The following is a 25,153-nucleotide window of genomic DNA, read 5'->3' on the forward strand; positions in this document are numbered from 1 at the left end:
CGTATGGCTTCCTGAGGTTCATGTTCCAATGATCCGGATGATGTGCGGTCCAGCGTATCCATGCCTAGTTCCACGAAGTGGATGTCCGTGTCCTCATGGGTCGCCGATCTGTTGCCCATAAGCATGTGAGCCTCGCCACAGAACCGAAGACTACGGCCCATCGAAGACCCCCGCCCAGCGGGGACAGCCAGGTCTCATCGATCCCCATCGCGGTTCCGCCTGCGTCGGGGCGCCACCTGCTGGACGATCAACAACGGACTGCGTTCGGCGGTGAACCAGTCCGTGATGATGACCCGCGACGGGTCACCCGCATGGGCGAGCGCCGCGTCGAGCGCGGGCTGGAGCCGGGGGCTCACGAAGCTCTCCTCACACGCTTCCAAGGGGTGGCGGGCCACGATGGCATACGGCGTGCGCCGTACTTTTACCCCTATGACCCCCGCGTCCGGGAGCAGGAAGTCCCCGTCGTACAGCGCCCGCAGTCCTCCCAGCGACACTCGCTCACGTTTCACCGCCGAGCTCGCCAGGGCGAGTGGCTCACCGGACAATACGGCGAACAGATCCGCGCCGAGCCGCCAGTCCAGCAGCGGGTGGAACACCATGTTGTCGTAGTCCCGCAGGCAGCCGTAGCACGACGTTTCGCAGGCATCCGCGTGTGCTGGATCGGTGAGATCTTCGAGGAACCGGGCGACGTGCCCGGTGAACTCCGAGGCGACCTCGCCAAGGTGGGTGCTGAACCCCGCGCCGTTCTCCAGCGCGTCCGCGAGAAACGCGTACAGTGCCGTCCCTTCACGGTGCGGTCCCGGGTGCACGCCCGCGATGAGCTCTCGCGGGTCGACGTCGAGGAACTCCGCGGCGGCGGTGCGCAGCAGAAACGCCAGGGAGTACCAGGCGGCTCGCCGGCCCTGATGGAGATCCGCTCGGTATCGGGGCCTGGGCTCATCCAGGCCGAGCCGGAGCCCTCGCAGGGGATCACTGGTCGCTCGCGGCCCGACGAACAGGAAGTCCGTGGGGAGTACGGCCCCGAGCGCGGCCTGGACGGGGTCTCCGAACCCTTTCGCCGTCGGGTCGGCATCCTGGGGCACGACATAACCGCCCCAGCTTCCGGAGGCCTTCCGGAAGGCGAAGCCGCCGCCGTCATTGTCGTTGACGATGTAGCGTTTCCCCGGCCCCGTGTAGAGCTCCGCGGAGCGCCACGTCTCGTGGCGTAGGGCGTTCAGGTCGGTGGTGGCACGGGCGGTCACCATACGGGCCGACCAGGAGAAGTTTCCGTCGAAGTCGCGGGGAGGACTGGCCCTGAACCCCGCTGGTTCCCGCAGGTCCACGACGCGGAATCGCTCAGAGCCGCACAGCGGGCACGGCCCTTCCACCCCGGCGCCCAGGTGGTTGCACGTGGAGCACAGTCCGATCAGTCGTGGATTCGTGAGCGGCTCGGCGATCGCCCTGGGCTTGCCGTAGGAGTTCGGGGTGAAGTCGGTGACGCCCACCACCGTGAAGACCTGGCCGTCCTTCACGATCTCGCTACCGGGGGCGAAGGACGATACGGCCATTGCGAGGTCCCGGTCCACGGTCGCCTCCGGCGGCCATGGATACGAGCGGTCGGGTTCCTTCAGATAGAGCTGCCGCACCCGGGTGGGGAACCCGAACATGGGAAGTGCCCCGAGATGCGCGAGACGCTCGCCGAGGTCCTCGCTCTCCCCGGGCAGGGCGGCGATTTCCCCGACGCGGTCGAGAAGCCGCTCCGCCCACTCTCCGTCGAATCGTCCCGGAGTGAACGTCGTGAAGGCCGTGAACGCGGCGGCGCTCGAAGTGATCTGGTCCGGGTTCTCGCGAAACCACCGGCGGATGACGGGTTCGGCGTCGGTCCACTTCGCGGCGCTGCCGAACTGACCGTGGACACCCCCGGTGCGGTCGGCGGCGGAGATGCCGGTTGCCGCGAACGCCATTCGGAGCGTGTCGCTCGCGACGGTCCGTTCCAGAATCTCCCGCCGGTCCAGCGCCAGGTAGGGCGCCGGAACAGGGTCGTTGGTCACCGCCCCCGGGTTGCGGAAGTAGTGCTCGTCGTGGCTCCGCCCCCGGCAGACGGTGAGGGCCACCGCGACCGGCGACGACCGGCGGCCCGCACGGCCGACCCGTTGCTGATAGTTGAACCGGGTGGGCGGCATGTTCGCCATGACCACGGCGGACAGCGGCCCGATGTCGATCCCCGCCTCCATCGTGGTCGTCACCGAGAGCAGGTCCAGCTCGTGAACGAGAGCCTGCTCCTCCTCATCGAGAAAGACGCGCTGGAACCGGGCCTGCCGTCGCTGCGCCTCGACCCGGCCGGTCTGTCCGGTCAGCTCCGCGCAGTTCAAGCGGAACGCCCCCGACGCGGTCGCGGCCTTCCAGGCGTAATAGTCGTCCTCGGTCGCTCTCAACGCCTCCGGTTCCGCGGGGAGCCGCGCCCGGCAGCCCGTGCACACGCCGGCGCTCGCGGCGAGATGCTGCCGACCGCACATCCCGCACAGCCATGCGTGATTCTCGGCGGGGCGGAGAGCGACCTTCGCGGGATCGACAAGGAAATCGGCGACGATGCCCCGCCAGTAGGCTTCCGCCTGGTCGCGTACGTCACCGGGATCGAGGCCATGGACCTCGGCGACCTTCTTCCAGTAGCTGTTCAGCCGTTTGGGAACGCTTGAGGTGTAGGGATCGCGCAGGCCGGGGAAACGTCGCAGCTCGGCGAGAACCCGCAGGCTGCCCTGGCCGAGCCCGGCGAGTTTCGTGTCGATTCGCGGGTCAGCGGCGTCGATCCACCCCATCCCCAGCGATTCGAAGTCACGGTTCGAGCCAGAGAACAGTGCCTCCACGGCATTCTCCAGGAGGTCGGCCTCGGCGCTCAGGACGGTGTCGCGCAGCGCGTCCGACAGCCCGGGGATGAGCCGAATCGGGCGGACCTTCCAGTCGTAGAGTCCGTGCCAGTCGGTGCCACCTGGCTGCTGTACCGAGGGCTTCGGCCCGGCAGGGTTGACGCCGAGCGTCATCAGTCGCCGGTGGATGAAGGTCTTCGCGAGCAGGTCGAGGCGGAGCGGAGCAGTGAGCTTCGCTGCGGCGACCGCGGCGGCCTCCTCGTCATCGTCGAGCCAGGCCAGCCGCAGGTCTTTCAGCGCGTCCGGATCCTTCGAGGCGAGCCGATCGAGGTCGACCTTGTTGCCCGAGGTCCGGGCCTGGGCGATGTCGTCGCCGCTGACGGTCTGCTCCCGGGTCCCCTGTAGCGCGAAGATCCGTACGAGGTCCTGATAGTGGCGCAGGGCCAGACCCGCGGAGAGCTTCGCGGCATTCTGCCGGCTGTCGGAGAAGACGATGAGTTTCCGGTCAGCGGCATCGTCGAACTGCGCCGCGAGCTCCGTTGAGAGGACCTGATTCACCTTCTCGAACCCGGTGCGCATGGCACTGATGGGAGACATCTGCCGGTCAGGATGAGTGAGGGGAAGGACGCCGACGGTGCGATTCTTGGTGCGTTCCCAGTCGGTGGCGCACGAGGGACAGCCGGACGGGAACGGGGAGAGCTTGTCGAGGTCGACTCGGGGCTCCCCTGTCTCCGGGTCCTTGCTGGACTCGATGTGGAAGCTCCAGCCGGTCGCACCCTCCTCCCTGTTGGCGAGCGTGCCGGCGTGGGGGTCGAGGACGGAAAGGCGGAAGGAGAGGGTCACCGCGCCCTTCCCCCTCTGGAAGGTGTTTCTGTCGTTCGCCTGCTGCTGAGTGGTCCGCGGCCAGTACACGACGTAGTTGTGGGCCGTACGGTCTGGCCTGGCCAGATCCGGGATCCTCGATAGATCCGGCGTGTCCGGAAGAAGGTGCGAGTCGAAGGCGGCACGGTCGAACGCGTCCCAGGGGGCGTACCCACCGAGGAAGGTGTCCCCGCATGATCGGCAGAAGAGCAGCTCCAGCACTCGGGCACCGCACCCGCAGAAGATCCTCGGCCGTTCGTACAGCCGGCCGATCCCCCGTCCCTCATACACGCCACCGGGGATCTGAGGGCATGCCGGATCCGAGCACGCCCACATTCCCGCGACATTGCGGAAGAACAGATGTCCGCGGACCTTCTCCGTGGGGGCGACCGTGGCATCGCGCAGAGGGACCGTACGACCGCCACCCACCGCCAGCTCCCCCGGGATGAAGTCGAACTTGTCCTGGCCGACCGCGAAGAACTCTTCAGGAAACCCCCGGTCCCGTTCGGAGTCCAGCGACGCCGTTGTCGCGACGATCCGCAGCCGCTCCGGGTGGTCCATGATCCCCAACCGCTGCCGGAGGTTGCGGATGAGATACGCCACCTCCGTCCCGGCTGTGCCCCGGTGGATGTGCAACTCGTCGACGACCAGCGTGAATCGGGCTTCCGGCGTCTCGGAGAGCCACCGCCTGGTGTCCGCGAAGAATCCCGCGTCGCGATCTCGCAGCAGCATGATGTTCAGCATCGAATGGTTCGTGATGAGCAGGTCTGGCGGCGCGTCGTACATGTCCCACCGCGACAGCATCTCCGCTCCACCTGGTCGGGGTGCGAAATACCGGGTGTTGTCGTCCTCTGCCTTCGCCGCCTGACGGCTCCGCTTTTCGGCTTCCCGGAGGAACTCACGCAGTTGCCTGACCGCACCTTCCTGCTCCGGCCGGCCCAGCACCGGGGTCCCCCCTGTGTACCGGCCGAAGTAGAAGCGGTGCCCATCCCTGTTGGCATCGAGCCACGCCCGCGCCGCGTCGCCGTCCAACGCCCGGCGTAATCGCACCAGCTGGTCGTCGACCAGGGCGTTCGTCGGATACAGCACCATGGCTCGTACGGCCCGAGGTCGCCCCCGTTCACCGGCCCGGTGCGGCACGTACGGCGCGCTTGAGCGCTCCCACCAACGCTCTGTCGTCCCCGGCGTGCCATCCCACGACCGGGACTCCTTGAGGAGGTCCGCGATGATCGGCAGGAGGAACGCCTCGGTCTTTCCCGACCCGGTCCCCGCCGTCACCACCACATTCCGCCCCGGAATGAGGGCCGAGACCAGCGCCCGCTCCTGATGCGTGTACAGCTCCCGGTCCGCGCCGAGCAACCCCAATTGTGCGAAGTCCGCGAGCTCCGCAGGGGCGCCCGCGCGTGCCACCGACTCAGCGAGGGGGCGACCCGTGGTCGCGTACTCCGGTCGGACCTCCACGTACGGCTCCGTATACATCCCGCCTGGAATGTCCAGCAACGCCCGCCGCTCCGCGCGCAACCGTGGATCCCGTAGCCGGAACGCCGTGTCGTAATACCGCAGATACGCCTCACGCAGCGCTTCGAAGGTCTGAGCCACATCGAGCTCACTCATTGAATCTCCAATTTTCGGCGCGACGACTTGGCGATCTTCTCGGCGATCCATTTCGGCACCCCGTCATAGGCATGGCCCTCTGTCAGCCGTATCGGCGGCAGCCCCGTGCACAGGACCGCTGCTTCCCTTTGCCTGCGAGGAAGCGCGGCCCGGTGATCGACGATGAGTCGTCCCAGATTGTGCCGTGTTCCCTTACCCGGCTCCGCTCGCCAACGGAACGGAAAAGCGCCAGGTGGCAACGACAGACAGATCCCTTCGCTCCTGTCGACGGGGTACCACTGGCCGTTGCGGAAGATGGCATGCTGGGGGATCCGCCCATGCAGGAGATATTCATACAATCCCGCGCGCGGAGACGGGGTCGGTCTTGGCCATCCGAACCGTCCGGACAATGTGTCAAAAGGGGCTAGATCAGTGTTTCGAGCCGGCCCCGGCCCCGGTTGTCCCAGCACCAGGGGAGTCAACTCACCCGCGATCCGCTCCGCGGCACACGGTTTCAGCGTGGCTCCGAGCGCTGCCCCTGCCTGCTCGTCGTGCCCCTGGAACCACACCGTCGACGGCAGCTGGATCTGGGTCTCCTGCTGACGCCGGTTTACAACCACGCCCGGCAGGCGCATCCAGTGTTCTGGGGCCGGACGGGTCCCGGTAAGCAGGGTCACGCCCGTCTCACCGGGAAGGGCCGTCAGTGTCAACGCCTGAGTCCGCCAGGTGCGCGCGGTCCAGTTGAGGCGGAGGAACCCCAGCACCTCCAGCGACTCGATCCACTGAGAGGCCTCGCTGCCGTTGGTCCTGGCAGCCCAGGCCGCATCGCGGCGGAGCCGGTCCAGCCGTCCCGAGCCGACCTCTGCGAGCCAGGAAACGAACAGGTCCGGGTCGAAGGCGTGCGGAGTGTCAGCCACGGCCACGACCACCCATGAGCACCGCATTCAGGTATCTCTTCCAGAGTTTCTCTGGCGGCGGACGCTCGATCGTGAACATGACTTTCCAGAACTTCCGCATCGCCGGAGTGACCTGAGTGATTCGTGGCTCTTCCGAGTGGCTCATCCGCACCTCGATGGTTCCGTCCGGGTGATCGATCACGAGCCAGACCGCAGAGTCGGGGATCTCCATCGCGCTGGATTCACCGCACAGCCCTGTGTGACGTTCATGCCACCACACAGGCGGTTCCGTCGAGGCCAGATCGGTGTGGCGGCCCTCAGCGTCGATCACCGTGGATACCTGTACCAAGGGCTGCTCGGAATTCGCTTTTGGCGAATTCGTCTTTTCGAGAACGATGTCCTGGGAGGCGTGCAGGTGAAAAGTCAGCCGTCCAACTTCGGTATCAACCATATGCTCACCTGCGGCGAGTCCCCGGCCGCGAAGCTCCGTGCGCTCTCCTGTAATGGAGATCGGTGCGCCGTCGAGCCGAACGACGTCCACCCCCGGCGGGAGTACCAGATCCGGTTCGCCTCCCACGAGGTAGTGCCGTCGCTCTCCGGTGAGCCGAAGGTGCAGACCACCCGTAAGTCTGGGCCTGCGTGCTCTGGCTCCGGCACCTTCGGTGAACTCGACGTCGGCCGCCACGAACCAGCCGTCTACGGAGCTTTCCTCAGGTTCCTCCCACGAGAAGCCTTCCCGCGCCACGAGGCTTCGGGCTTCCGCCTCGCCCTGCCTGTCGAAGAGGATGAGGGAGGGCGTATGAGGCACGACCTTTTCGACCTCCGTCCATCCACCCAAGGGATCCTCTTGGAGGATGAGCGGGTGCCGCCGGGGCTGAAGGCTGATCCCCAGCCGCTCGCCGCGCGCGGTAACCCCCGCGGTGAGACCCTGGCAGAGATCTGGCAGGTCGCCTGAGAGCGTATACAGGGCTCCTGTGTCTCGTGCGGCTACGACGAGGTGGCCACCAGAGTGTGTCAGCGCGTCCCCGTCGACGCCGTCGACGCGCTCCGCTCGCCATTGCAGCGTCCAGCCGTTCCGCGGATCGTCGATCGCGGTGATCCGCAGTGGCAGCCGCCGCAGCCCGTTCGGGACAGGGGGAACGCGACTGTCCGACTCGGCGATGGAGATCAGCAGCGGGCCGAGAAGATTGTCCTCGTTGTTCTTGTCAAGGGCACCCCGAAGCCGGGCGGAGAGACGCGGTCGGCCCTTCCACATCCGCAGCCCTCGTAAAAGGGCGACCGGCTCGCGTACCTGGCACTCCTTGAAGAACGGAGCCAGTCGATCGTGATCGGCGGCGCACACGAGTGCCTGCGACTGGGCATACCCGATGCGCTCCCGCCCCTTGGATGTGTGCAGCGTACTGAATCCCCGCGTTCCCTCGCGCTCCTTAAGCCACCCGTCGAGGTATTTCCAGAAGGTCTCCACTGTTTGGTAATCGCGCTGGAGATGTTTCTTGTGATCGTCCAGCTGGAACCCGGGCGGTGGACGGAGAAGTTCGGCCAGCCGAACGTAGTAGGCATGAGCACCTCGCCCACCCTCACCCCGCATCCGCGTCGCCGCCAGCACGCACACCGCGAGGAGCGGCAGGCATGGGGGCGGCCCCTCCTGGGTGGACCGCTTCCAGACAAGGGCCTCGCGGTAGATCTGCCGGTACGCGTCGCCACGCCAGTCAATGGCCTCCTGCGCGACGGCGGTGCACAGGTCGTCGATGGAGTCGGTGACCTTCGCGTCGCCGTGAAGCCGCACGGCCTCCTGGTCATCGACGAAGAACAACAGTGGGCGACCGGCCTGATCGACACCGAAGAACTCCTTGGTGAGCCGTGCCTGCCACCAATCATAAGAACGCATGGAAATTATCCGTACTAAGAGGATGACCCAGGAAAATTTTCTGTAGATATAAATCTGAAGGTGGAATCGCACCGAAAAGTCTATGGATGGGTTCAGCTGAGAGCTCAAGGACGAAATTTTGTGTCTGGCCCTTGGGCATGAGTACGACAGCCGAACACTCGTCGTGTGGTTACCAGGCCGGTCTTTAAAATGCGGCGGAACACGCCCCTGAAAACTCTTGAGCCCGGCCTGGTAACCGCACGACGTATTAGGTCGCTCTCCAGGCCCTCGTGTCCGTCGTGGTGTGCCGACGCACCCGGAGAACCTCACGGAACCCGAGTTGGCGCTTGGCCATGCCGTGGACCAGCATCACCTCGCGCGCCGACACCTCGTCAGCGATCTCCAGCAGTCCCCGCTTGTCGGCGTGCGCGGACAGTCTCATCAGATCCACCCGCGCCTTGATCGGGATCTTCTTCTCCTCGCCCATGTCATCGATGACCAGGTGAGGCGCACTGTCCCGCGCGGATGTCAGCAGTCGCTTGCCCGGTGATTCCTCGTCCTGGTAGCCGGAGAGAAACAGAGCACTTTTCGGATCCGGGAGAATTCTGGCCGCCCACCGCACAGCGGGACCGCCGGAGAGCATTCCTGAGGTGCTGATCACCACTCCGCGGGTGAACTCATCCAGGTCGCCGGGCCTGGCACGACTCACATTGTCACCGAAGATCGAAAGTCGGCGAGGCCCATCTGCGGTCACGGTCTCGAACGACCTGCTGATGTCGGCGGCCATACCGTCGACGAGGACCGGAATGTGCGGAAGGTGGCCTCGCATGATGAGGGCTAGTTCCTGCGCGCGACCGAGGGCGAACGCCGGAATGAGCACTCGGCCCCCCTCGGCGTATACCCCCTCCACAGCTCTGACGAGATCACCGACCATGCCGTCGCGATCACGGTGATCCTCCGTACAACAGGTGGACTCCATGATGAGCAGGTCAGCGTATCGAGCCGAATCAGGAATGCTGTAGCCGTCGACGCTTTCCTGCCGGAACCCTGAGATATCCCCGGTGACGACGACACGGGATTCTCCGGCCCGCACCACGACTCCGGCGGCTCCCAGGATGTGGCCGGCCGGAAACAGCTCCACCGTCAGGTCGCCGACCCGGCGTGGAACGCCGAAGGCCAGTTCCTCGCAGCGCTGCGTCGCCCTGGCGATCGCCTCACGCGGGTAGAGCGGCTCCGTCTCTACCCCCCAGTCACTCGCCAGCCGCTGTCGCTGGTTCATGATCTTTACGGAGTCAAGCCACATCGCCGGCATGAGTTGCGTGGTCTCCGGCGTGGCGATGATCCGTAGATTCGGCGACCGGCCGGCCAACGCTGGGACGTACCCACAGTGATCATTATGGGCATGCGTCACCACAACGGCGTGGATGGGGCCGTCCAGCGCGCGCTCGATCTCCGGAGGCGGTTCGGACGGGTCTCCCGGAACGAGTCCCGCGTCAACCAGAATGCGAGTGTCTCCCGCCTCGATCAGCAGACACGAGCCGCCGATCTTCGTCCCGCCGCCCAGCGGCGCAACCCTCAGGTCGCGTTCCTGGGAGACGACCACCGTAGCCGTGAGCGGTGGCTTCGGAGGTTCGATCAGCGCCTGGAGTGCGGAGACAAACGACTCGGGATTGATTCCGGCAGCCTGCGCCGCTACTTCCAGCGGGGATGGCCGGGACTCCGCCGACACCTCTGGCAGCCGGTGTGGGTCGCGACTCCTCGCATCGCCCTCGATCTCTAGGGGCTCCTCCTGGAGCAGCGCGAGGAGCGCCGACGCCATGGACTTGACGTCACGAAGCCGCCGCCGCATCGCCGAGAGCTCGACATCAAGCCGATCGGCCCGTTCCACCGCCTCGCGCGCCGCCTCACGGTGTTTCTCCGCGTCGGCCAGCGCGTTGTCATGCCGCCCGGTGGCCGTCCGCAGCTTCTCCTGCAACTGCTTGTTCTTGTCGTTCAGACGGTGGAGCCTGCGATCTGCAGCCGTGTCGGACGATCTTCTCGCGGCTGACTCCGCGATCCTGGCCGCGGCCGCCCGCACCGCCGAATCGGAGTGGAGAAAAAGCTCGGCGAAATCCCGCTCGGCTTGCCTCGATCGAGGAATCCGCAGACGCTCCCGGCTGAGTTGCCGTAGCTCCGTCGACTCGGTGAGCATGTCGAACAGCATGCTCCTGTGATCGGCGACGAATGCCTCGGCACCACCTCCGTATCCCGCCATCGCGGGACGGGTGAGGATAACCTCTGCTGTCGCGCGCAGCAGCGGGGACAGCGGGTCGGCTGTCATGCGCGGCCCTCCAGCCAATCGCTCGCCGCGGCCAGGACCGGCTCGCAGGCGAAGGTACCGTCGTCTCTCGGCTCCAGTGCACCGAGTAGACGGAGGACTTCGACCAGGGCAGCCCAGGAGGGGTACCCGTTGGCGCGGAGACTGTCCCGATGCAGCGGATCGGTGGCCTCATCACCGGCCATCTCCTCCAGATATTCGGCGAGCTCATCCGGGCGCGCCGGACCCACCTCAATCATCTGCTGCCAGGCCTGCCGGAGCGTGGAGTCCCTGAGCACGCCGGTCGCTCTGATGAATTCCCCGGCGTTCGCCCGGATCCAGTCGCGGCAGCGCTCAAGCGCGTGGTCTCGGTCAGCGGGCTGGCCCTCGACAACCTTACTGATCAAGAGCGGCCACCCACCGGTGTGCTTCAGCAGCGCGTCCTGACTGGCCGGATTGCGATAGCCGAGATCGGCGTCGTTCATCCACTGGCGTACGTCCGGCTCGTCGTAACGCCGGAGCTCCATGACCCAGGCGAGACGCGAGAGCTCACCCGTATCCGTGCCCACAGCCAGCCAGAGAGGGATCAGCTCGGGCGGTGCCACCAGTGCCACCGCCAACGTTCCGGGGCCTCCCGACGATACGGCGCTCGCCGCACTCTTGAGAGTCTCAGTCGCCTGCTCGAACGAACGCCCCGCAAGGTTCACGACCACGACGCCGTGGCCGGCGCTGTCCCTGGCTCGCTGGACAGCGCCTTCAAAGGTGCATCCATTCCCCACCCGCCATACCTGGGCGACGTGCTGACGTTCAGCTTCTTCTTTCAGCGCCGCACCGACGCGTTCGATGTGCAGGGCCTCAGAGCCCGTGATCAGATGGAGGCTGTCACCGGGACTCAGCAGGCGAGTCACCTGGCCTCCCGTAAGCGGGGACCGGTCGGGGCCGTTCCGGTAAAGAGCCCGATAGGAGTGAGCGTCGAAGGAGTCAGGCTGTTCGAACTCCTCGGCCTTCGAAAGGATGGTGTTGACCTCGTCCGCGCCCCCCAGCAGGGTCAGCACGTGGGGCGTGCGGAGGCGATATCCGTCGACGTCCGAGGAGAGCACACCGAGGTTGGCGCATTCCTCCAGCAGTCCGCGGAAATCATCGCTGGTGCATTTCTTGAAACCGGCGGGCCACCAGGTGAGGCATTCCTCCCGCAGCTTCTGTACGCTGATGGTCGCGTCCATGCCGTTCGACAGTGCATGGAACGCGACCGCATAAGCGATCACCTTGTAGCGCTTGTCCAGGTCGAGCGTCCACTCGAATCGGTCCCGGAACCCGACCTCGAGTGCCTTGTCCCGCCAGACCGTGTCCACGTCCTCACGCGTGATCTCGTACGGCAGGCCGCCACCGTGGATCGGCATCCGACGCAGCCGCCTCAGCAGGGCTTCGGCGAAGAGCTGGATATGCGCGGGGGCGTTGTTGGCCTCGGCGATGATACGCGCCGCCAAGGTGGCCTGGAAACGGAAACCCAGCGCCATAAAAGGGCGTGTAAGCAGATCGAAGGCATCTTGTGGGTCCAACGGCCCGATCGGAATCGGCGTCCCCAGGTGCGTCAGGGGCTGGTTGGAAAGGCCCTTGAACCTGGCGGTCTGATGGAGGCCGGCGAAGACCACCTTGACTCGCTGGTCTGTGTCCCGCATGAGATCGCGGAGAGCCTCCACGTTCGTGAACTTCGCGTTGGCGGCATCCTGGTTGAGGAAGGCATCCGCCTCGTCGAGCAAAATCAGCACCTGCCGGGTCGGGTCCTGCTCCATCCATTGCCTGACCAGCCGGCAGATTTCTCCACGATCCTTCAGCGAAGCCCCCGACTGCGGGAGCGCCCCTGCTTCGGCGAGTCTGCCTGCCAGGCGCGGCCACAGTGCGCTCTCCGGAACGATCTTGCCGATCTCCTGGATGGTCTCCAGGATCACAACGCGGTCGGGATCACTTCTACGGAGACTCCGCTCGGCCTCGCGAAGCAACGCCGACTTGCCGAGCTGGCGTCCGCCGTACACGATCGACGAACCCGAACTGCTGGTCACGCTCTCCAACTGGGAGGAACGACCGTAGAACATCTCCATCGGCACATCCCCGGTGGGGGCATAGGGGTTGGCCGCGCTGAACGGCGCGAGCAAGTTGACCGTGGCGGTCCAGCTCGCCTCGGGCAGGGCGGCGAGGTAGTTGATCGCTGCGTCGTCCACCACCGCGGCGACCGGACGGGGACGCCTGCGCGCGGCCGTGGTCAGCTGCTCACGCTGGTTCGGGGACAGCACTCCGAAATAGAACACCAGGACAGTCCGGTCCTGGGGCTCGTCCTTTAGCCATTCGATCAGCTGCTGCGGTCCGGGCCTGCGCCAGACAAACAGCAGCCGCAGGCTGTTTCCCGATGGGCTCATCTTCGACCCGAACTCCGGAAGCAACGCGTCACCGAAACGGACTTCGTTCAGAGTCACCCACAGCCGATTCGGCGCCTCGACTCCGGGCTCTTGAAGACCCTCCAGTCCGATCATCCGCAGCACGGCTTTGATCGCACTTTCCAGGTTGCCTGCGGCTTTGCGTCCCAGAGCCAGTGTCTTCCACAGGCGCAGCCCTTCTTTGGACTCCTCACGCCGGCCGGGAGGCAGCGCCTGGATGTCGAGTTGGGCCTCGGACATAACGCGGTGCAGGTCCGGATCGGCGACATCGCGACCGATCTGAATAGCCTCCATGAGGCTTTTGACCCATTCGTCACTCTCCCGCTTCCGTGCCCGTCCCCCCGAGGAAAGGAAGGACATGCTCTCGAACGCCTGAGGAAAACTCGGGAAGAAGCGGCTGAAGTGATCAACGGCCTTCTGGGTCGTAGGAAGCGGTTTTCCTGCCTCCGCCTGAGCCATGCACTCACGTGCGGTCGTCAGATCGCCTCTAGCGATGTGCTCCCTGATGCGGGGTGCGGCCGCTCGCACATCAGGGTGATCGCTGCTCTTCTCATCCAGCCGGGCTTCTTCAGCAGAGATCTGTGCGGCACGGACGGCCTTGGCCTTGGACTCCAGTGCCGCGATGTTCTCCGTGATGATGCCGAAGTCCTCCCTGCCGGACTCGGCCAGTGCCTGAAGCCTGCTCACGATCCTCGTCGCATCCGCCTCAGTGAGCACTCCATCCCTGCGCCAGCCGGCGAGCTGATCCTTGGCGGCCTCCACGCGCTGGTCCCGGAGCTTTCTCGCATCCACAACGAGTGCGTCCCTCTTCTGCCGTAGGCTCGCCGCTAGGTCGGGATCCTGGCGTGAGAGCACCGTGACCACGGCGCGCGTCCCCTCGTGGTCGTCCCGCGCGGCTCGGGTGTCGAAAGCCATTCGCCAGTCGAGTGAGTCCGCTGTCGCGATCCGGGCCAGCGCCTCCAGCGTCGGAATCTCTCGAGGTCGCAGGCTCTCCGGATCGACCACCACCTCGGGAGCGAAGAGAAGATCCTGGTTGAGCACGGCGGCCACCGTTGGTTCCGTCTCGCTCAAGACCGCACCGTCAAGCAGATGGAGGGTGTCGGTGATCAAGTAGGCCGCTCCCGTCGCGGCCGCCGCCAGCGCTGGATCCCCAGCCTTGGCAAGAGCGTCAAACTCCTCACGGAGGGTCGCCCGGTGGGGACCGACCTCCTGCCGGAGCTTCGCCAACCCCTGGAACAGCCATTCGCTCGACCCGTCCCGGCGCCGGCTATGAACGCCTTGTACGGCGGTCGCCCAGGTTGCGACGTGTTCCAACGCCTCATCGATCATTTCAACCAGCTTGGATCGCGCCCCTGCAATGATCTTGTTGTTGCGAGACCCCGCTGAACGCTTCGCCTCACGGTCGATCAGTCTGTCGATCTCGTCGGCCGCGCGAAGTTTATCGAGCTTCTCGACGGTCTCTTTCAGGAGCCCGGTGTCGTTGCGGGCCGCGACGCCGACCAGCTCGCCCACGGCCCCCTCCGGCTGGATGAGCGACTTCCACACCCCGGTGGCCAGAGCGAATTTGATCCTTCTGTGCGGTCCCTCTTCGAGAAGACGCAAACAGGTAGCGGTCGCGCGATCCTGATCGCGCTCAGCTTCCGCGGAGTCACGCATCTGATCGGAGAGTCCCGGTACCAGATAGACGCCGGAGCGCAGTGCCTGGCTGAAAGCCTCTCCGCATGCCGTCATGGCCGGATATGGCAGGACCGTAGAAGCCAACTCCTCCACCAAGCGCGCCGACTCGGGGGTGGGATGGACCAGCCCCGCGCGAATCGACGCCGCCCAGGCCAAAAGACGGCCCGCTGCGTCACCACTCAGATCGTCGGTCACGATCTGCTGGGCCGTTTCGCTGAATGCCGCAGAGAGCCGCCCAGCGAACGCGCTCATATCGACGGCCAGAGCGGCGCAGCGCCGTGCGGCTATCTCGGAGTGCGGACGCCCCACCGCGACTCGGATCCAGGCTGCCAGGCCGAAACGCTGCGCACGAAGTGCTGCGACTTCCTCTTCCCCGAAGTTCCCGGGAGACGATGCTTCGGAATCAGCGACCGATCCCGCATAAGGGAGCGCCGGTTCCTCGGCCGTTGAGGCCTCCGGAACGACGGACGCCTTCGGGCGTACGTTACGCGGTTGAGCCGGGCGTGCCTCGGGCTGAGATCCGAACCGGCTTTCCAGCATGCGGTCCAGATCAGCCAGGTTTGATATTTCCTCCACGCTGTCTGGATCGACGACAGCCTCTCCTGCCGGTGGCCCGGCGTCGGGAGCGGAAGCAGGAGGTGTCACGCCCCCCTCGTCGCCCTCTTCCTCGTCGTTCTCATCCGACATTTCGTCCTTAGCTGGAGCCTTCCCGGAGACATCATCGGCGAATGGCAGTTCCACCTTGAGCCGTCCATTCAGGGCAGCTCGGATCACCGGCTGCCACCGCGAGGGCAGTTCCCTTCTCGCAGAATCTTCGAGCTCATCCGCGAGCAGGATCGCGTCCGTGTCAGCGGAAAGTTCGATCAAACCGGCAAGGGCCTCAAGCCCGGCAGAGGAGCCTTCAGCAGCCGCCTTTCGAACTTCGGCGAGCAGCCCATCGAGAAGCGGCGGTCCCTGGAGATGTACCAGCGCACCCACGCGGTCAGCCTGAGCTTGTACGACCTCGGCCTGATCGAGGGCACGCTCCAGCTCGTCCACCACGGTCGTCGTCACCTCAGCCGAGCTGATGCGCTGGATCTGGTCTCGAACCTCGTCGAATTCGTCCAAGACTCGCGCGATCATGTCGACATCCGGGTCGGAGGGACGCAGGCCACTGGAGAGCGCCTCATGAACCCGTCCAGCCGCTCCGGCGGCTGCTCCGAAGCAGTCCCTGAGTTGTTCCAAGGAGCGCCGTAGGTCCTGAGCGGGAAAATCAATCCGGTGATCTTCGGACATTGGTGCGCTCTCCTCCTCTTCGGTGACCACGACATGGTCGTGAGGCGCTTGCATGAGCGCTAGGGCCACTGCACCCAGGACGTCGGCTCCAGCAGGAGCTTCCGGCAATTCGGGTGAGTCGCTCTGGACCTGCCGCCACAGCCTCTCCACAACGCCCCCAGCCTCGGCTCCCAGCCTGTGGGCTGACGCGGCGAGCATGCCCAGTGCGACAGGAGAGAGAGGAAGGTCTCGCCGAAGAGCATCCGCGAGAATGAGGTCGACCAGATTGCCAGGCATCTGTGCCATGTTGCGCAGCGCCATTCCGATGCCGCCGGCCTCTCTCAACACCTTCTCCGCGGTTTCCTCACTCAGTAGAAGGCCGCAGTCCTCGGCGGACAGCTCATCGGTGTTGCCGAAAGCCCAGATAGCCAAGGCACTCAGGATGCCGACGAGCGATAATCGTTTGGCGTCTGAGGCGTTTAGCACGCGCACGAGATTCGCGGCGACCGACGGGGTCATCGCTTTCTGGTGAGACAGCCCTACCTGGTGGAAGATCGCTTGCCGTACCTGTGGGGGATAGTGCCTGACGGCGGCCAGGAAGTCGTCAGCGCTCACTCTGGTTGCGGCACTCGCGAGCACTTGATCCAGTTGCTGGAAAGAATCGAACTTCGAGAGCAACCCCAGTGGCGCATGGCGTTCGGGCTCGCTCTCCTTGTGACGGCTCCGTTTCACGATCGAGGCCACCTCCATCTCCAGCGGAGCACGCTAGAGGTCAGCACAGATAGATGGACTTACCGCTTGGAGTCGATCTCGCAAGGCCGCGGCCCGAGTGCCTCACGCCACAACATCGACTCTTGTGTATAGGGAAGGTACAGGCGATGCCAAAAAACTACAATAGTCGATTTTATCTCGTGATCTGGATTCACAGCCTGCATGCATGTTTCTTGCTCGGGGATCATCCAGGCAGGCGATGAAGGGCCCCCATCCACAGGCCAACCCGGACTGCGGGATCCAGGCCACAACGGCGCCGCGCCGTTTGCTGGCCGCCGACTCATCGGCAAGTGCGATGAAGGGACCGTTCCAAGTTGCTCTTGCTCAAGATCTATGCAATTCCCTAGCGTTTCCAGTCATATCATGATCTTTAGCATTAAAAGTAGATAATTACATAAAAACATTGCGATCGGCCTTCACGAGCGGATCACCAGTTCGGTTCACATGTACGACAGGGCCTTTCAACCTGCGATCAGCAGGGAGCCCCTCGCCCGCCAGGAGAGCATCACTGTGGTCGGGATCACCTTCCGGGCCATCGACGTCGATACCCCCGCCTACGACACCTATCGGGATCGCCATTCTGTTCATCAAGTCCCGATCCCCTGGAGAGGCGTGGTCCACCTTGGCGAATCGTCGATGGGAGCGAAGTTCGCGGCGAAGGTTCTACGTGCTCGTTTCGCTGACGATCCGGGTGCCTGTAAGCGGTTCCTCCGCGAAGCAGCGGCCGCTCGACAGGTCGCGCCGTTCTGTACGGAACGCGTGATCGCCATTGACATGGCGGGCGACCAGTCGTACATCGTGAGCGAATACGTCGACGGGGTGTCCCTGTCCGAACTGGTCCGCGACGAAGGACCTCGCAACGAGGGCGGGCTCGACGGCCGATCCGTCGTGATCAGCGGCTGAGCCAGCGGCACAAATCGAATCTTCGACCCAACCACCGTCCGCCGCCTCGATAAGAGCATCACCAAACACGTGCACGAGGACGACCCCAGCCACAACTCTGACATCGACTCCACCTTCACAGTCAAGACAGGGACACTGGGCCGTCGTCTCTCGCAATGACAACGGAGGCGTCCGCGCGTGGGACCTCGCCATCCTCGAGGACATCAAGAACAACCGACCTCGAGACCGAGGTAGAGCTGGTTGCGCCGTTCGGCGACGGGATACATCAAAATAAATAAAGAAAGTTGTGAACTGAAGTCACACATGCTTCACTGGACATCGTCGGCCGACGATTCGATCGGCTCTTCCCCCGCTCCACCAGGAGAATCTGTGTCCTCTTCCCCAGCACATGTAACGCTCCACGACACCATCCAGGCTCGGCTGGCCGAGTCCGGGCTCCCGGCTGAGGCTAAGGACGCGGTGCTGTCGGCCCTCGGCGAGCCCCCACCGACGGCATCCGGCTCCCCCACCGGGATCTACCTGCGTGCGATCACCGTCGCGGGTTTCCGGGGCATCGGCCGATCGGCCCGGCTCCAGCTCCCCCAGGGCAATGGGCTCGTCGTTGTCATCGGGCGCAACGGCTCGGGCAAGTCCAGCTTCGCCGAAGCCGCCGAGATGGCCCTGACCGGCCAGAACTCGCGCTGGAACGCCAAGTCACAGATCTGGACGAGCAGCTTCAAGAACCTCCACAGCCAGGCGAACCCCGAGATCGAGGTGGAGCTGCTGGTCTCGGGTGAGGACCGGCCCACTATGGTCCGCCGGGAATGGACCGGCACCAAAGTAGAGGACTCGGCTGCGGTCGTGCGTCGCTCCGGGCAGGGGCCCGCCCCGCTGAGCACGCTGAACCTGGCTCACGCGCTGACGGCCTACCGCCCGTTCCTGCCCTACGCGGAGCTGGGCAACGCTCTGGACAAGCCGTCCGACCTGTATGACAAGGTCTCCGGAATCCTCGGGCTGGGTTCGCTCTCCGAAGCGTGCAAGACGCTCCGCGACCAGAAGAACGCCTTCGGCAAGGAGGTGGTGGCCTCTCGTCAGGCTCTCGTCCCCCTACTCAGCGGGCTGGCCCCCATCGACGACCCCAGGGCGCGTGCCGCCTATGCCGAGCTGAGCAAGAGCAACCCCGACCTCTCCGTGGTGGAGAAGCTCGCCATCGGTGACGGAGCGCATGCGGAGCTGCGGGCCCTTCGCCGTATGGCGGAGTTGGCGGGGCCCGAGCCGCAGTCCGTACGAGACGCGGCGGAGCGGGTGCGTGCGGCCGCGCGCACCCTGGAGGAGGTTCGGCGTGGTTCGGCGGAGGATGCTCGTGAGCGTGCCGAGCTGCTTGACCTGGCGCTCGCGCATCACCGGAGGCATCAGAACGACCAGGCCTGCCCGGTCTGCGAGACGCAGGGGCGCCTCGACGAGGCCTGGGCCGTACGCGCGCAGGCGGAGGTTACCCGGTTGCGCCGGGAGGCCGCCTCCGCCGATGCCGCCCGGGTCGAGTCGCGGTCCGCCTGGGCCGCGGCGCATCGGCTGATCGGCGATTCACCCGCGGGGCTGCCGGATTCACTCACGGCGTCCTGGCGGCAGTGGCAGGCCTGCCGGGAAGGCGAGGATGTCCAGCGGTTCGTGGAGGTCGGCCTGCGGCTGGCGGAGGAGTGCCGGCTGAGCAGGGACGAGGCCGTCAAGCGCCTCGCCGACCAGGACGACCGGTGGAGCGAGCTCGCCGGGGCCGTGACGGCGTGGTGCCGGGAGGCGCGCGGGGCCGCCGAGGCCAAGATCCGGCTGCCGCTGGTCAAGGCCGCCGACGAGTGGCTTCACGAGGTTCACGACGACCTCCGTACGGCCCGCATGTCGGCGCAGGGGCAGGATGCCCGGATGTACTGGGCGATCATGCGCCAGCAGAGCAACGTCAGCCTGGGCGAGATCCGGCTGGCGGGCAACCGTACCCAGCGCAAGGTCGAACTCGACGTGACGGTGGACGAGGTGTCGGGGGCGGCTCTCGGCGTGATGAGCCAGGGAGAGCTGCACGCGCTGGCGCTCTCGCTGTTCCTGCCCCGGGCGCTGGCGAAGGAGAGCCCCTTCCGGTTCCTGGTCATCGACGATCCGGTGCAGTCGATGGACCCGAGCAAGGTCGACGGCCTGGCCCAGGTCCTGGAGGCGGTGGCGGAGTTCCGGCAGGTGGTCGTGTTCACCCATGACACCCGCCTGAGGGAGGCGATCCACCGCCTGCGCATCCAGGCGACGATCCTGGAGGTGCGGCGCAAGGAGCGCTCCCAGGTCGAGGTGGAGGTCTCCGACGATCCGGTTGAGCGGGCGTTGAAGGACGCCCGCTCCGTCCTCGCCGATCCAGGGCTCCCCGCAGGCGTGGCGCCCGCCGTTCTGCCTGGTCTGTGCAGGGTGGCGCTGGAGAGTGCCCTCGTCGAGGTCGCCCGGCGGCGGCTGCTGACCGCGGACGCCGACCACGACGCGGTCGAGCGGCGGATCGCCGAGACACGCAGGTCGTCGGACATCGCCGCCCTGGCCCTCGGCGTCGAGCCCGGCGAGGTGGTCGGGTGGCTCAACCGCACCATCGGCAGATGGGCCGGGGACGTGTTTCGCGCCTGCAACAGGGGCGCCCACGACCAGGGAGACTTCGATGCCGCTTTCCGCGGCACCGGAAAGGATCCGATCGAGTACGTGACCAAGCTGGCCCGGCTCCTCCGAGAGGTGAACTGAGATGCTGACCTGCACACGCCTGCTCGACGACGCCGACACGGTCCTTCGCTCCGAAGACCAGGGGCCCTGGCCGCGCACAACCGCGTTCCTGCTCCGGAAGGCACTGGAGACATGCATGAGTGATTTCTGGCTCCGCACCCAGCCAGGTGTGGAGCGATGCGGCATGCGGACGCAGGTGCTCTGCCTGACGGAGTACGCCGATGCGGCCAGTGCCCGACGTGCTGCCGGAGCGTGGGCCGCGCTCAGCGCCGCCTGTCACTACCACGGTTACGAGCTCAACCCGACGGCTGGTGATCTGCGTATTCTCCACAATGAGGTGCGCACCCTCGCCGAGGATCTCAGCTCCGTCTCGCGGTGAATGAGGACTTACCCGGTCTGGTAACGCGGGCCGGATGAGCACTCCTCATCCGGCCTGGGATCTACTTGACAATCGGGAGATCAGGAGCCGGTCGGGCGGGGTGCTCATCTCCTTCGGGTGGGCGGGGCGGTCGCGTCGAGCGGCAGGGCGATGGCGTGTTTGAGGATCTTGCCGGTGGGGCTCAGGGGAAGCTCGTCGGCGAAGGAGATGTGGCGGGGATACTTGTAGGCCGCCATCCGCTCCCTCACGAAGGCGCGCAGGTCGTCGGCCTCGACCGGTGCCCGCAGCACCACGACGGCCGCGACCTCCTCCCCGAGTTCCGGATGGGGAACCCCGACGACCGCCGCGTGCCGTACGGCGGGGTGCTCGTGCAGGACCTCCTCCACCTCCCGGGGATACACGGTGCGGCCACCCCGGATGATCACGTCGCGGCGCCGTCCGACGACGAAGAAGAACCCGTCGTCGTCGACCCTGCCGAGGTCGCCGGTGTGGAACCAGCCGTCACGGATCGCCTCCGCGGTCGCGGCGGGGTTGTTCCAGTAGCCCTTCATCACGTTGGGGCCCCGGATGACGATCTCACCGACGTGGCCGCACGGCACCTCGCGGCCGAACTCGTCGACCACCCTCATCTCGACGTCCTTGATGGGCCAGCCGATGGACCCCGGCCTGCGGCCGTGGCCGGCGCGGTTGGTCGCGGCCGACGGGGAGGTCTCGCTGAGGCCGTACCCCTCCATGATCAGGCAGTCGAACCGCGTCTCGTACGCCCGCAGCACGTCGAGCGGGAGCGCGGCGCCGCCGGAGACGCACAGGCGCAGCAGTGACAGGTCGGAGACCCCGAGGTGGTCGAGCAGCGCGATGTACATCGTGGGCACGCCCTGGAAGACCGTGACGCCGTCGCGTCTGATCACCTCCAGCGCCCGGCCCGGCTCGAAGCGCGGCAGCAGCGTGAGCCGCGCGCCGGCGTGGACGGTCGCGTTGAGCGAGCACGTCTGACCGAAGGCGTGGTAGAGCGGAAGCGCGCCGAGGACGACGTCGTCCACTCCGAGGGCGTGCATGCGGGCCACCGTCGTGGCGTTGCTCACGAGGTTGGCGTGGGTCAGCTCGATGCCCTTGGGCCGGCCGGTCGTCCCCGAGGTGTAGTGGATGACGGCGGTGTCGTCGCCCGCCCTCTGGACGATCTCGTGTTCGGACTCCACCCCGCGCAGCAGCCGGCGGAACTCCTCGGGGACCACGAAGAAGCAGTCGGCGCCGGTGCCCGAGGTACCGGCCTCGGCGGTCTCCGCGAGGGCGTGCCAGGCGATCAGCAGCCGGGCCCCGCAGTCACCGACGTACGCGGCGATCTCCCGTCTCTTCAGCAGCGGGTCGAGCGGGACGACCACGGCTCCGATCCGGAGAATCCCGTAGTAGACGACGGCGAACTCCGGGACGTTCGGCAGCATGACCGCCACCCGGTCGCCGACGCCGATCCCGCGCAGGAGCAGCAGCGACGCGACGCGCGCGCTCATCAGTTCGAGTCCGTCGTAGGTGATCTCCGCCTCGTCGAGGGTGATGACCGCTCTGCCGGTGAGCCGCTCGGCGGCGGCGTGAAGCCGGTCAGCGAGATTCATGGAAACGACCGTACGTCTGGCTTCCGCCGCTCTCATTGGTCGCGGCGGCCAGTCTTTTCCCATCGAGGTTGGTGCCCGGCGACAGCGTGTCCTGAAGCGCGATCGCGACGAGCAGATCGAGGAGGTCGTTGATGCGGCGCAGATTGCGTCCGGTGCGCTCCCGGATCCGGCGCAGGCGGTACTGGGCGGTGTTGGGGTGGATCTGCAGCCGCTCCGCGCAGGCGCGCAGGTTCAGGTCGTCGGCGGCGAAGGCCCGGATCGTGGCCGTGAGCACGCCGCCGCGCGCCCGGTCCTCGGCCAGAAGGGCCGTGATCCGCGGATCGACCAGGTGCCGGGCGGTGTCGTCGGCCTTCAGCGCCAGATACTGGAAGGCCGTGATCCTCGGCAGGGCCGCCACCCCTCCCTCCTCGGGCAGGAACTCCAGCACCGTGCGAGCCTCCTGGTAGGCCTGCGGGATCTGGGCGGTTCCGGCGATCACGGTGCTGACGCCCATCGCCAGGGCGATTCCCTCGCCGAGGAGGTTCTCCCGCACCGTCTGCAGCCGGTCGCACAGCTGCTCGGCGTCGACCCCCGGTCCGAGCGCGGGAATGGCCACGATCTCCGACTGCCGTACGACCGACAGCGTCCTCGTGCCGTTCCCGGCGGTCCGGGCGATCGCCGCGCAGGCCGCGTGCCGCGCGTCGGCGCCGCGGTCCGGGCCCGTCGCCACGGACTCTCCCCCGGACCTGGCGGTCCGCGGCAGGAGAATCGCGATCAGCACGAGCAACGGCGTGCGGGTGTCGGGCCCGAGGCCGTGCGCCTGGGCCGCGGCGAGCTGCTGTCCGCGCGTCGGCGTGTTCCCCGCCAGGAGGGTTTCCAGCAGGTCCCTGCTCTCCCGCACCGCCTCGGCGGTGGCGTACTGCTGGAACTCCATGTACGCGTTGGCGGCGTGCGTGCTGGCGAAGTCGCAGTAGCGCATCAGCGGAGTCACCAGCGAGAGCGCGGCCTCGTGACCGGCGAACGAGCGGCCGGCGCGCTTGACCACCGATTCCCAGAAGACCTGCTGGCCGACGCGGAAGGCGTTGATGTAGTCGGCCAGGGCGACCCCGGACCGTGCCCGCCGCATCCCCGCCCGGCGGGTGAAGGCGATGTCGTCGAACGTCACCGTGCGGTCTTCGAGCAGTACGGCCAGCTTGCTGCGGTAGTGCTGGGTCACCTGGTTTCGCACGTCGGCGTGGAACGTCTCGTCCTGAGCCGCGTACGCGGGGATCTCGGCCCGCATGGTCCTGGCCGCGGTGCCGGCCAGCTCGTCTAGGTCGTTGAGGAGTTCGGAAAGGATACGTGCGCGTTCAGCGCGGACCGCTTCCGTACCAGTGAGTGCTTCCGTGCTGAATCCACTGGACATGCCGGGATGATCCATGGTTGCGGCCTGGCGGTCAACGGGTCGTAACCGGTCCGAGACACACGCTGTGCGCGGCGGACAACACCCCTGTCACATTTTGGGTGGCCGTGCCCAATGCGGTTCCTTGCGGGCGGATCCTACGCTGACCAGAACTTCAGAACATTGTTCTTCCGCTCGTTGCGCCCAGGAGGCCGGATGCTGGAGGTACACGATCTTACCGTTCGCTTCGGGGGCATCACCGCGCTGGATGGCGTGGGCTTCTCCGTGAGCCGCGGCGAGATGGTGGGGCTCATCGGACCGAACGGCGCCGGCAAGACCACACTGTTCAACTGCCTGACCCGGCGATACGACGCCGACTCGGGAAGCGTCCTGTACGAGGGAAAGAACCTGCTGGCCATGGCGCCGCACGCGATCGCGGGGACGGGCATCGCGCGGACCTTCCAGAACCTCGGCCTGTTCCCGCACCTGTCGGTGCGCGACAACGTACTGGTCGGCGCGCACCACCGCGGAGGGGCCGGTTTCCTCACCGCGGCCCTGTGGCTGCCGACGGTCCGCCGCGAGGAGAACCGGCTCCGCGCCGAGGCGGACAGGATCCTGGATCGGCTGGCGCTGACCGAGGTCGCCGACCACCCCGCGTCGGGGCTGCCGTTCGGCACGCTCAAGCGGGTGGAACTGGCTCGGGCGCTGATCGGGCGCCCCGCGTTGCTGCTGCTGGACGAACCCGTCAACGGGCTCAACTCCGCGGAGGTCGAGGGGTTCGCCGACACCCTTCGCGCGATCCGCGAGGAGTTCGACGTGACGGTGGTCGTGGTCGAGCACCACATGGGTTTCGTGATGGGGATCTGCGACCGGGTCGTCTGCCTGGACTTCGGCCGCAAGATCGCCGAGGGGCCGCCCGCGGAGGTCCAGCGCGATCCCGGGGTCATGCGGGCATATCTGGGGACGGCCATATGAGCGAGAACGCCTTTCTGACGGTCACGGACCTGCGCGCCGGCTACGGGGGCGCCCGGGTCCTGCACGGTGTGAGCCTGACCGTGGGCCAGGGGGAGATATGCGCCATCCTCGGACCCAACGGAGCGGGCAAGACCACCCTGCTGCGGGCGCTCTCCGGCATGGTCCGGGTGCGCGGCGACGTCCGGCTCGACGGAGCCGACCTGGCCGGGCGCTCACCGGACACGCTCGCCCGGCAGGGCGTCGCGCACGTGCCCGAGGGGCGCGGCACGTTCATGCCGCTGACCGTCGAGGAGAACCTGCGCCTGGGGGCCTTCGTACGCCGGGGGCGCGGCGCGGTGAACGACGACCTGGAGCGCGTCTACACCTACTTCCCGGTGCTGAAGACGCGGCTGACGCAGGTGGCCGGCAGCCTCAGCGGCGGTGAGCAGCAGATGCTGGCGATCGGCCGGGCGCTCATGCTGCGGCCACGGCTGCTCCTTCTGGACGAGCCCTCCCTCGGCCTCGCCCCAATGGTCACCCAGGAACTCTTCCGCATCGTGCGGGCAGTCAACGAAGAGGAGCGGACCACCGTGGTCGTCGTCGAGCAGAACGCCCATCTCGCTCTCAGCGTCGCCCAACAGGCGCATGTCCTCGAGAGCGGCCGGATCGTGCTGTCGGGATCGGCGGAGCAGATCAGGGCGGACGAACAGGTCGCCCAGTCCTACCTCGGATACCGGGTCTAGAC

12 protein-coding genes are annotated in these 25,153 nt (G+C 66.6%); 5 read left to right on the forward strand and 7 right to left on the reverse strand.

Going from position 1 to position 25,153, the window contains the following annotated elements:
• Positions 1 to 194: 194 nt before the first annotated feature.
• From J2853_RS17140 to J2853_RS17160, 5 genes are all read right to left on the reverse strand, one after another.
• Positions 195 to 5,318 (reverse strand): DEAD/DEAH box helicase family protein, encoded by a 5,124-nt coding sequence (locus tag J2853_RS17140; RefSeq protein ID WP_307559102.1) that lies wholly within the window; start codon positions 5,316 to 5,318, stop codon positions 195 to 197.
• Complete coding sequence (locus J2853_RS17145; protein ID WP_307559104.1) at positions 5,315 to 6,214, reverse strand: hypothetical protein; 900 nt, start codon at positions 6,212 to 6,214, stop codon at positions 5,315 to 5,317. The genes J2853_RS17140 and J2853_RS17145 overlap by 4 nt, the downstream gene beginning before the upstream one ends.
• On the reverse strand, positions 6,207 to 8,189 hold the full coding sequence (locus J2853_RS17150; protein ID WP_307559105.1) for a hypothetical protein: 1,983 nt from the start codon (positions 8,187 to 8,189) through the stop codon (positions 6,207 to 6,209). Before J2853_RS17150 ends, J2853_RS17145 begins: the two co-directional genes overlap by 8 nt.
• Positions 8,190 to 8,328: 139 nt before the next feature.
• Positions 8,329 to 10,380: an MBL fold metallo-hydrolase gene (locus tag J2853_RS17155; RefSeq protein ID WP_307559107.1), complete on the reverse strand. Its 2,052-nt coding sequence runs from the start codon at positions 10,378 to 10,380 to the stop codon at positions 8,329 to 8,331.
• Positions 10,377 to 16,463 (reverse strand): ATP-binding protein, encoded by a 6,087-nt coding sequence (locus tag J2853_RS17160; protein WP_307559109.1) that lies wholly within the window; start codon positions 16,461 to 16,463, stop codon positions 10,377 to 10,379. The genes J2853_RS17155 and J2853_RS17160 overlap by 4 nt, the downstream gene beginning before the upstream one ends.
• Before the next feature lie 537 nt (positions 16,464 to 17,000).
• Here J2853_RS17160 and J2853_RS17165 point away from each other — a divergent pair.
• The 3 genes from J2853_RS17165 to J2853_RS17175 all read left to right on the forward strand — a co-directional run bounded on the left by J2853_RS17165 (position 17,001) and on the right by J2853_RS17175 (position 20,487).
• Positions 17,001 to 17,393 (forward strand): hypothetical protein, encoded by a 393-nt coding sequence (locus tag J2853_RS17165; protein ID WP_307559111.1) that lies wholly within the window; start codon positions 17,001 to 17,003, stop codon positions 17,391 to 17,393.
• 369 nt (positions 17,394 to 17,762) lie between these two features.
• Entirely contained in the window at positions 17,763 to 20,129 is a 2,367-nt protein-coding gene (locus J2853_RS17170; protein WP_307559113.1) for an AAA family ATPase, read from the forward strand.
• A 1-nt stretch (position 20,130) separates the two neighbouring features.
• Complete coding sequence (locus J2853_RS17175) at positions 20,131 to 20,487, forward strand: hypothetical protein (RefSeq protein ID WP_307559115.1); 357 nt, start codon at positions 20,131 to 20,133, stop codon at positions 20,485 to 20,487.
• A gap of 104 nt (positions 20,488 to 20,591) precedes the next feature.
• Here J2853_RS17175 and J2853_RS17180 read toward each other — a convergent pair whose 3' ends face one another.
• Both J2853_RS17180 and J2853_RS17185 read right to left on the reverse strand, forming a co-directional pair.
• Positions 20,592 to 22,094: a long-chain-fatty-acid--CoA ligase gene (locus tag J2853_RS17180; protein WP_307559116.1), complete on the reverse strand. Its 1,503-nt coding sequence runs from the start codon at positions 22,092 to 22,094 to the stop codon at positions 20,592 to 20,594.
• The gene (locus tag J2853_RS17185; protein WP_307559118.1) at positions 22,081 to 23,478 is read right to left on the reverse strand and encodes a PucR family transcriptional regulator; all 1,398 of its coding nucleotides are present in this window, start codon (positions 23,476 to 23,478) and stop codon (positions 22,081 to 22,083) included. Before J2853_RS17185 ends, J2853_RS17180 begins: the two co-directional genes overlap by 14 nt.
• Positions 23,479 to 23,670: 192 nt before the next feature.
• Here J2853_RS17185 and J2853_RS17190 point away from each other — a divergent pair, with 192 nt between their 5' ends.
• Both J2853_RS17190 and J2853_RS17195 read left to right on the forward strand, forming a co-directional pair.
• A complete protein-coding gene (locus J2853_RS17190; protein ID WP_307559120.1) occupies positions 23,671 to 24,429 on the forward strand; it encodes an ABC transporter ATP-binding protein in 759 nt (252 codons plus the stop codon).
• Entirely contained in the window at positions 24,426 to 25,151 is a 726-nt protein-coding gene (locus J2853_RS17195; protein WP_307559121.1) for an ABC transporter ATP-binding protein, read from the forward strand. The genes J2853_RS17190 and J2853_RS17195 overlap by 4 nt, the downstream gene beginning before the upstream one ends.
• The last annotated feature ends 2 nt before the right edge of the window (positions 25,152 to 25,153 follow it).

Origin of the sequence: Streptosporangium lutulentum (assembly GCF_030811455.1) — a bacterium.
Classification (GTDB): domain Bacteria; phylum Actinomycetota; class Actinomycetes; order Streptosporangiales; family Streptosporangiaceae; genus Streptosporangium; species Streptosporangium lutulentum.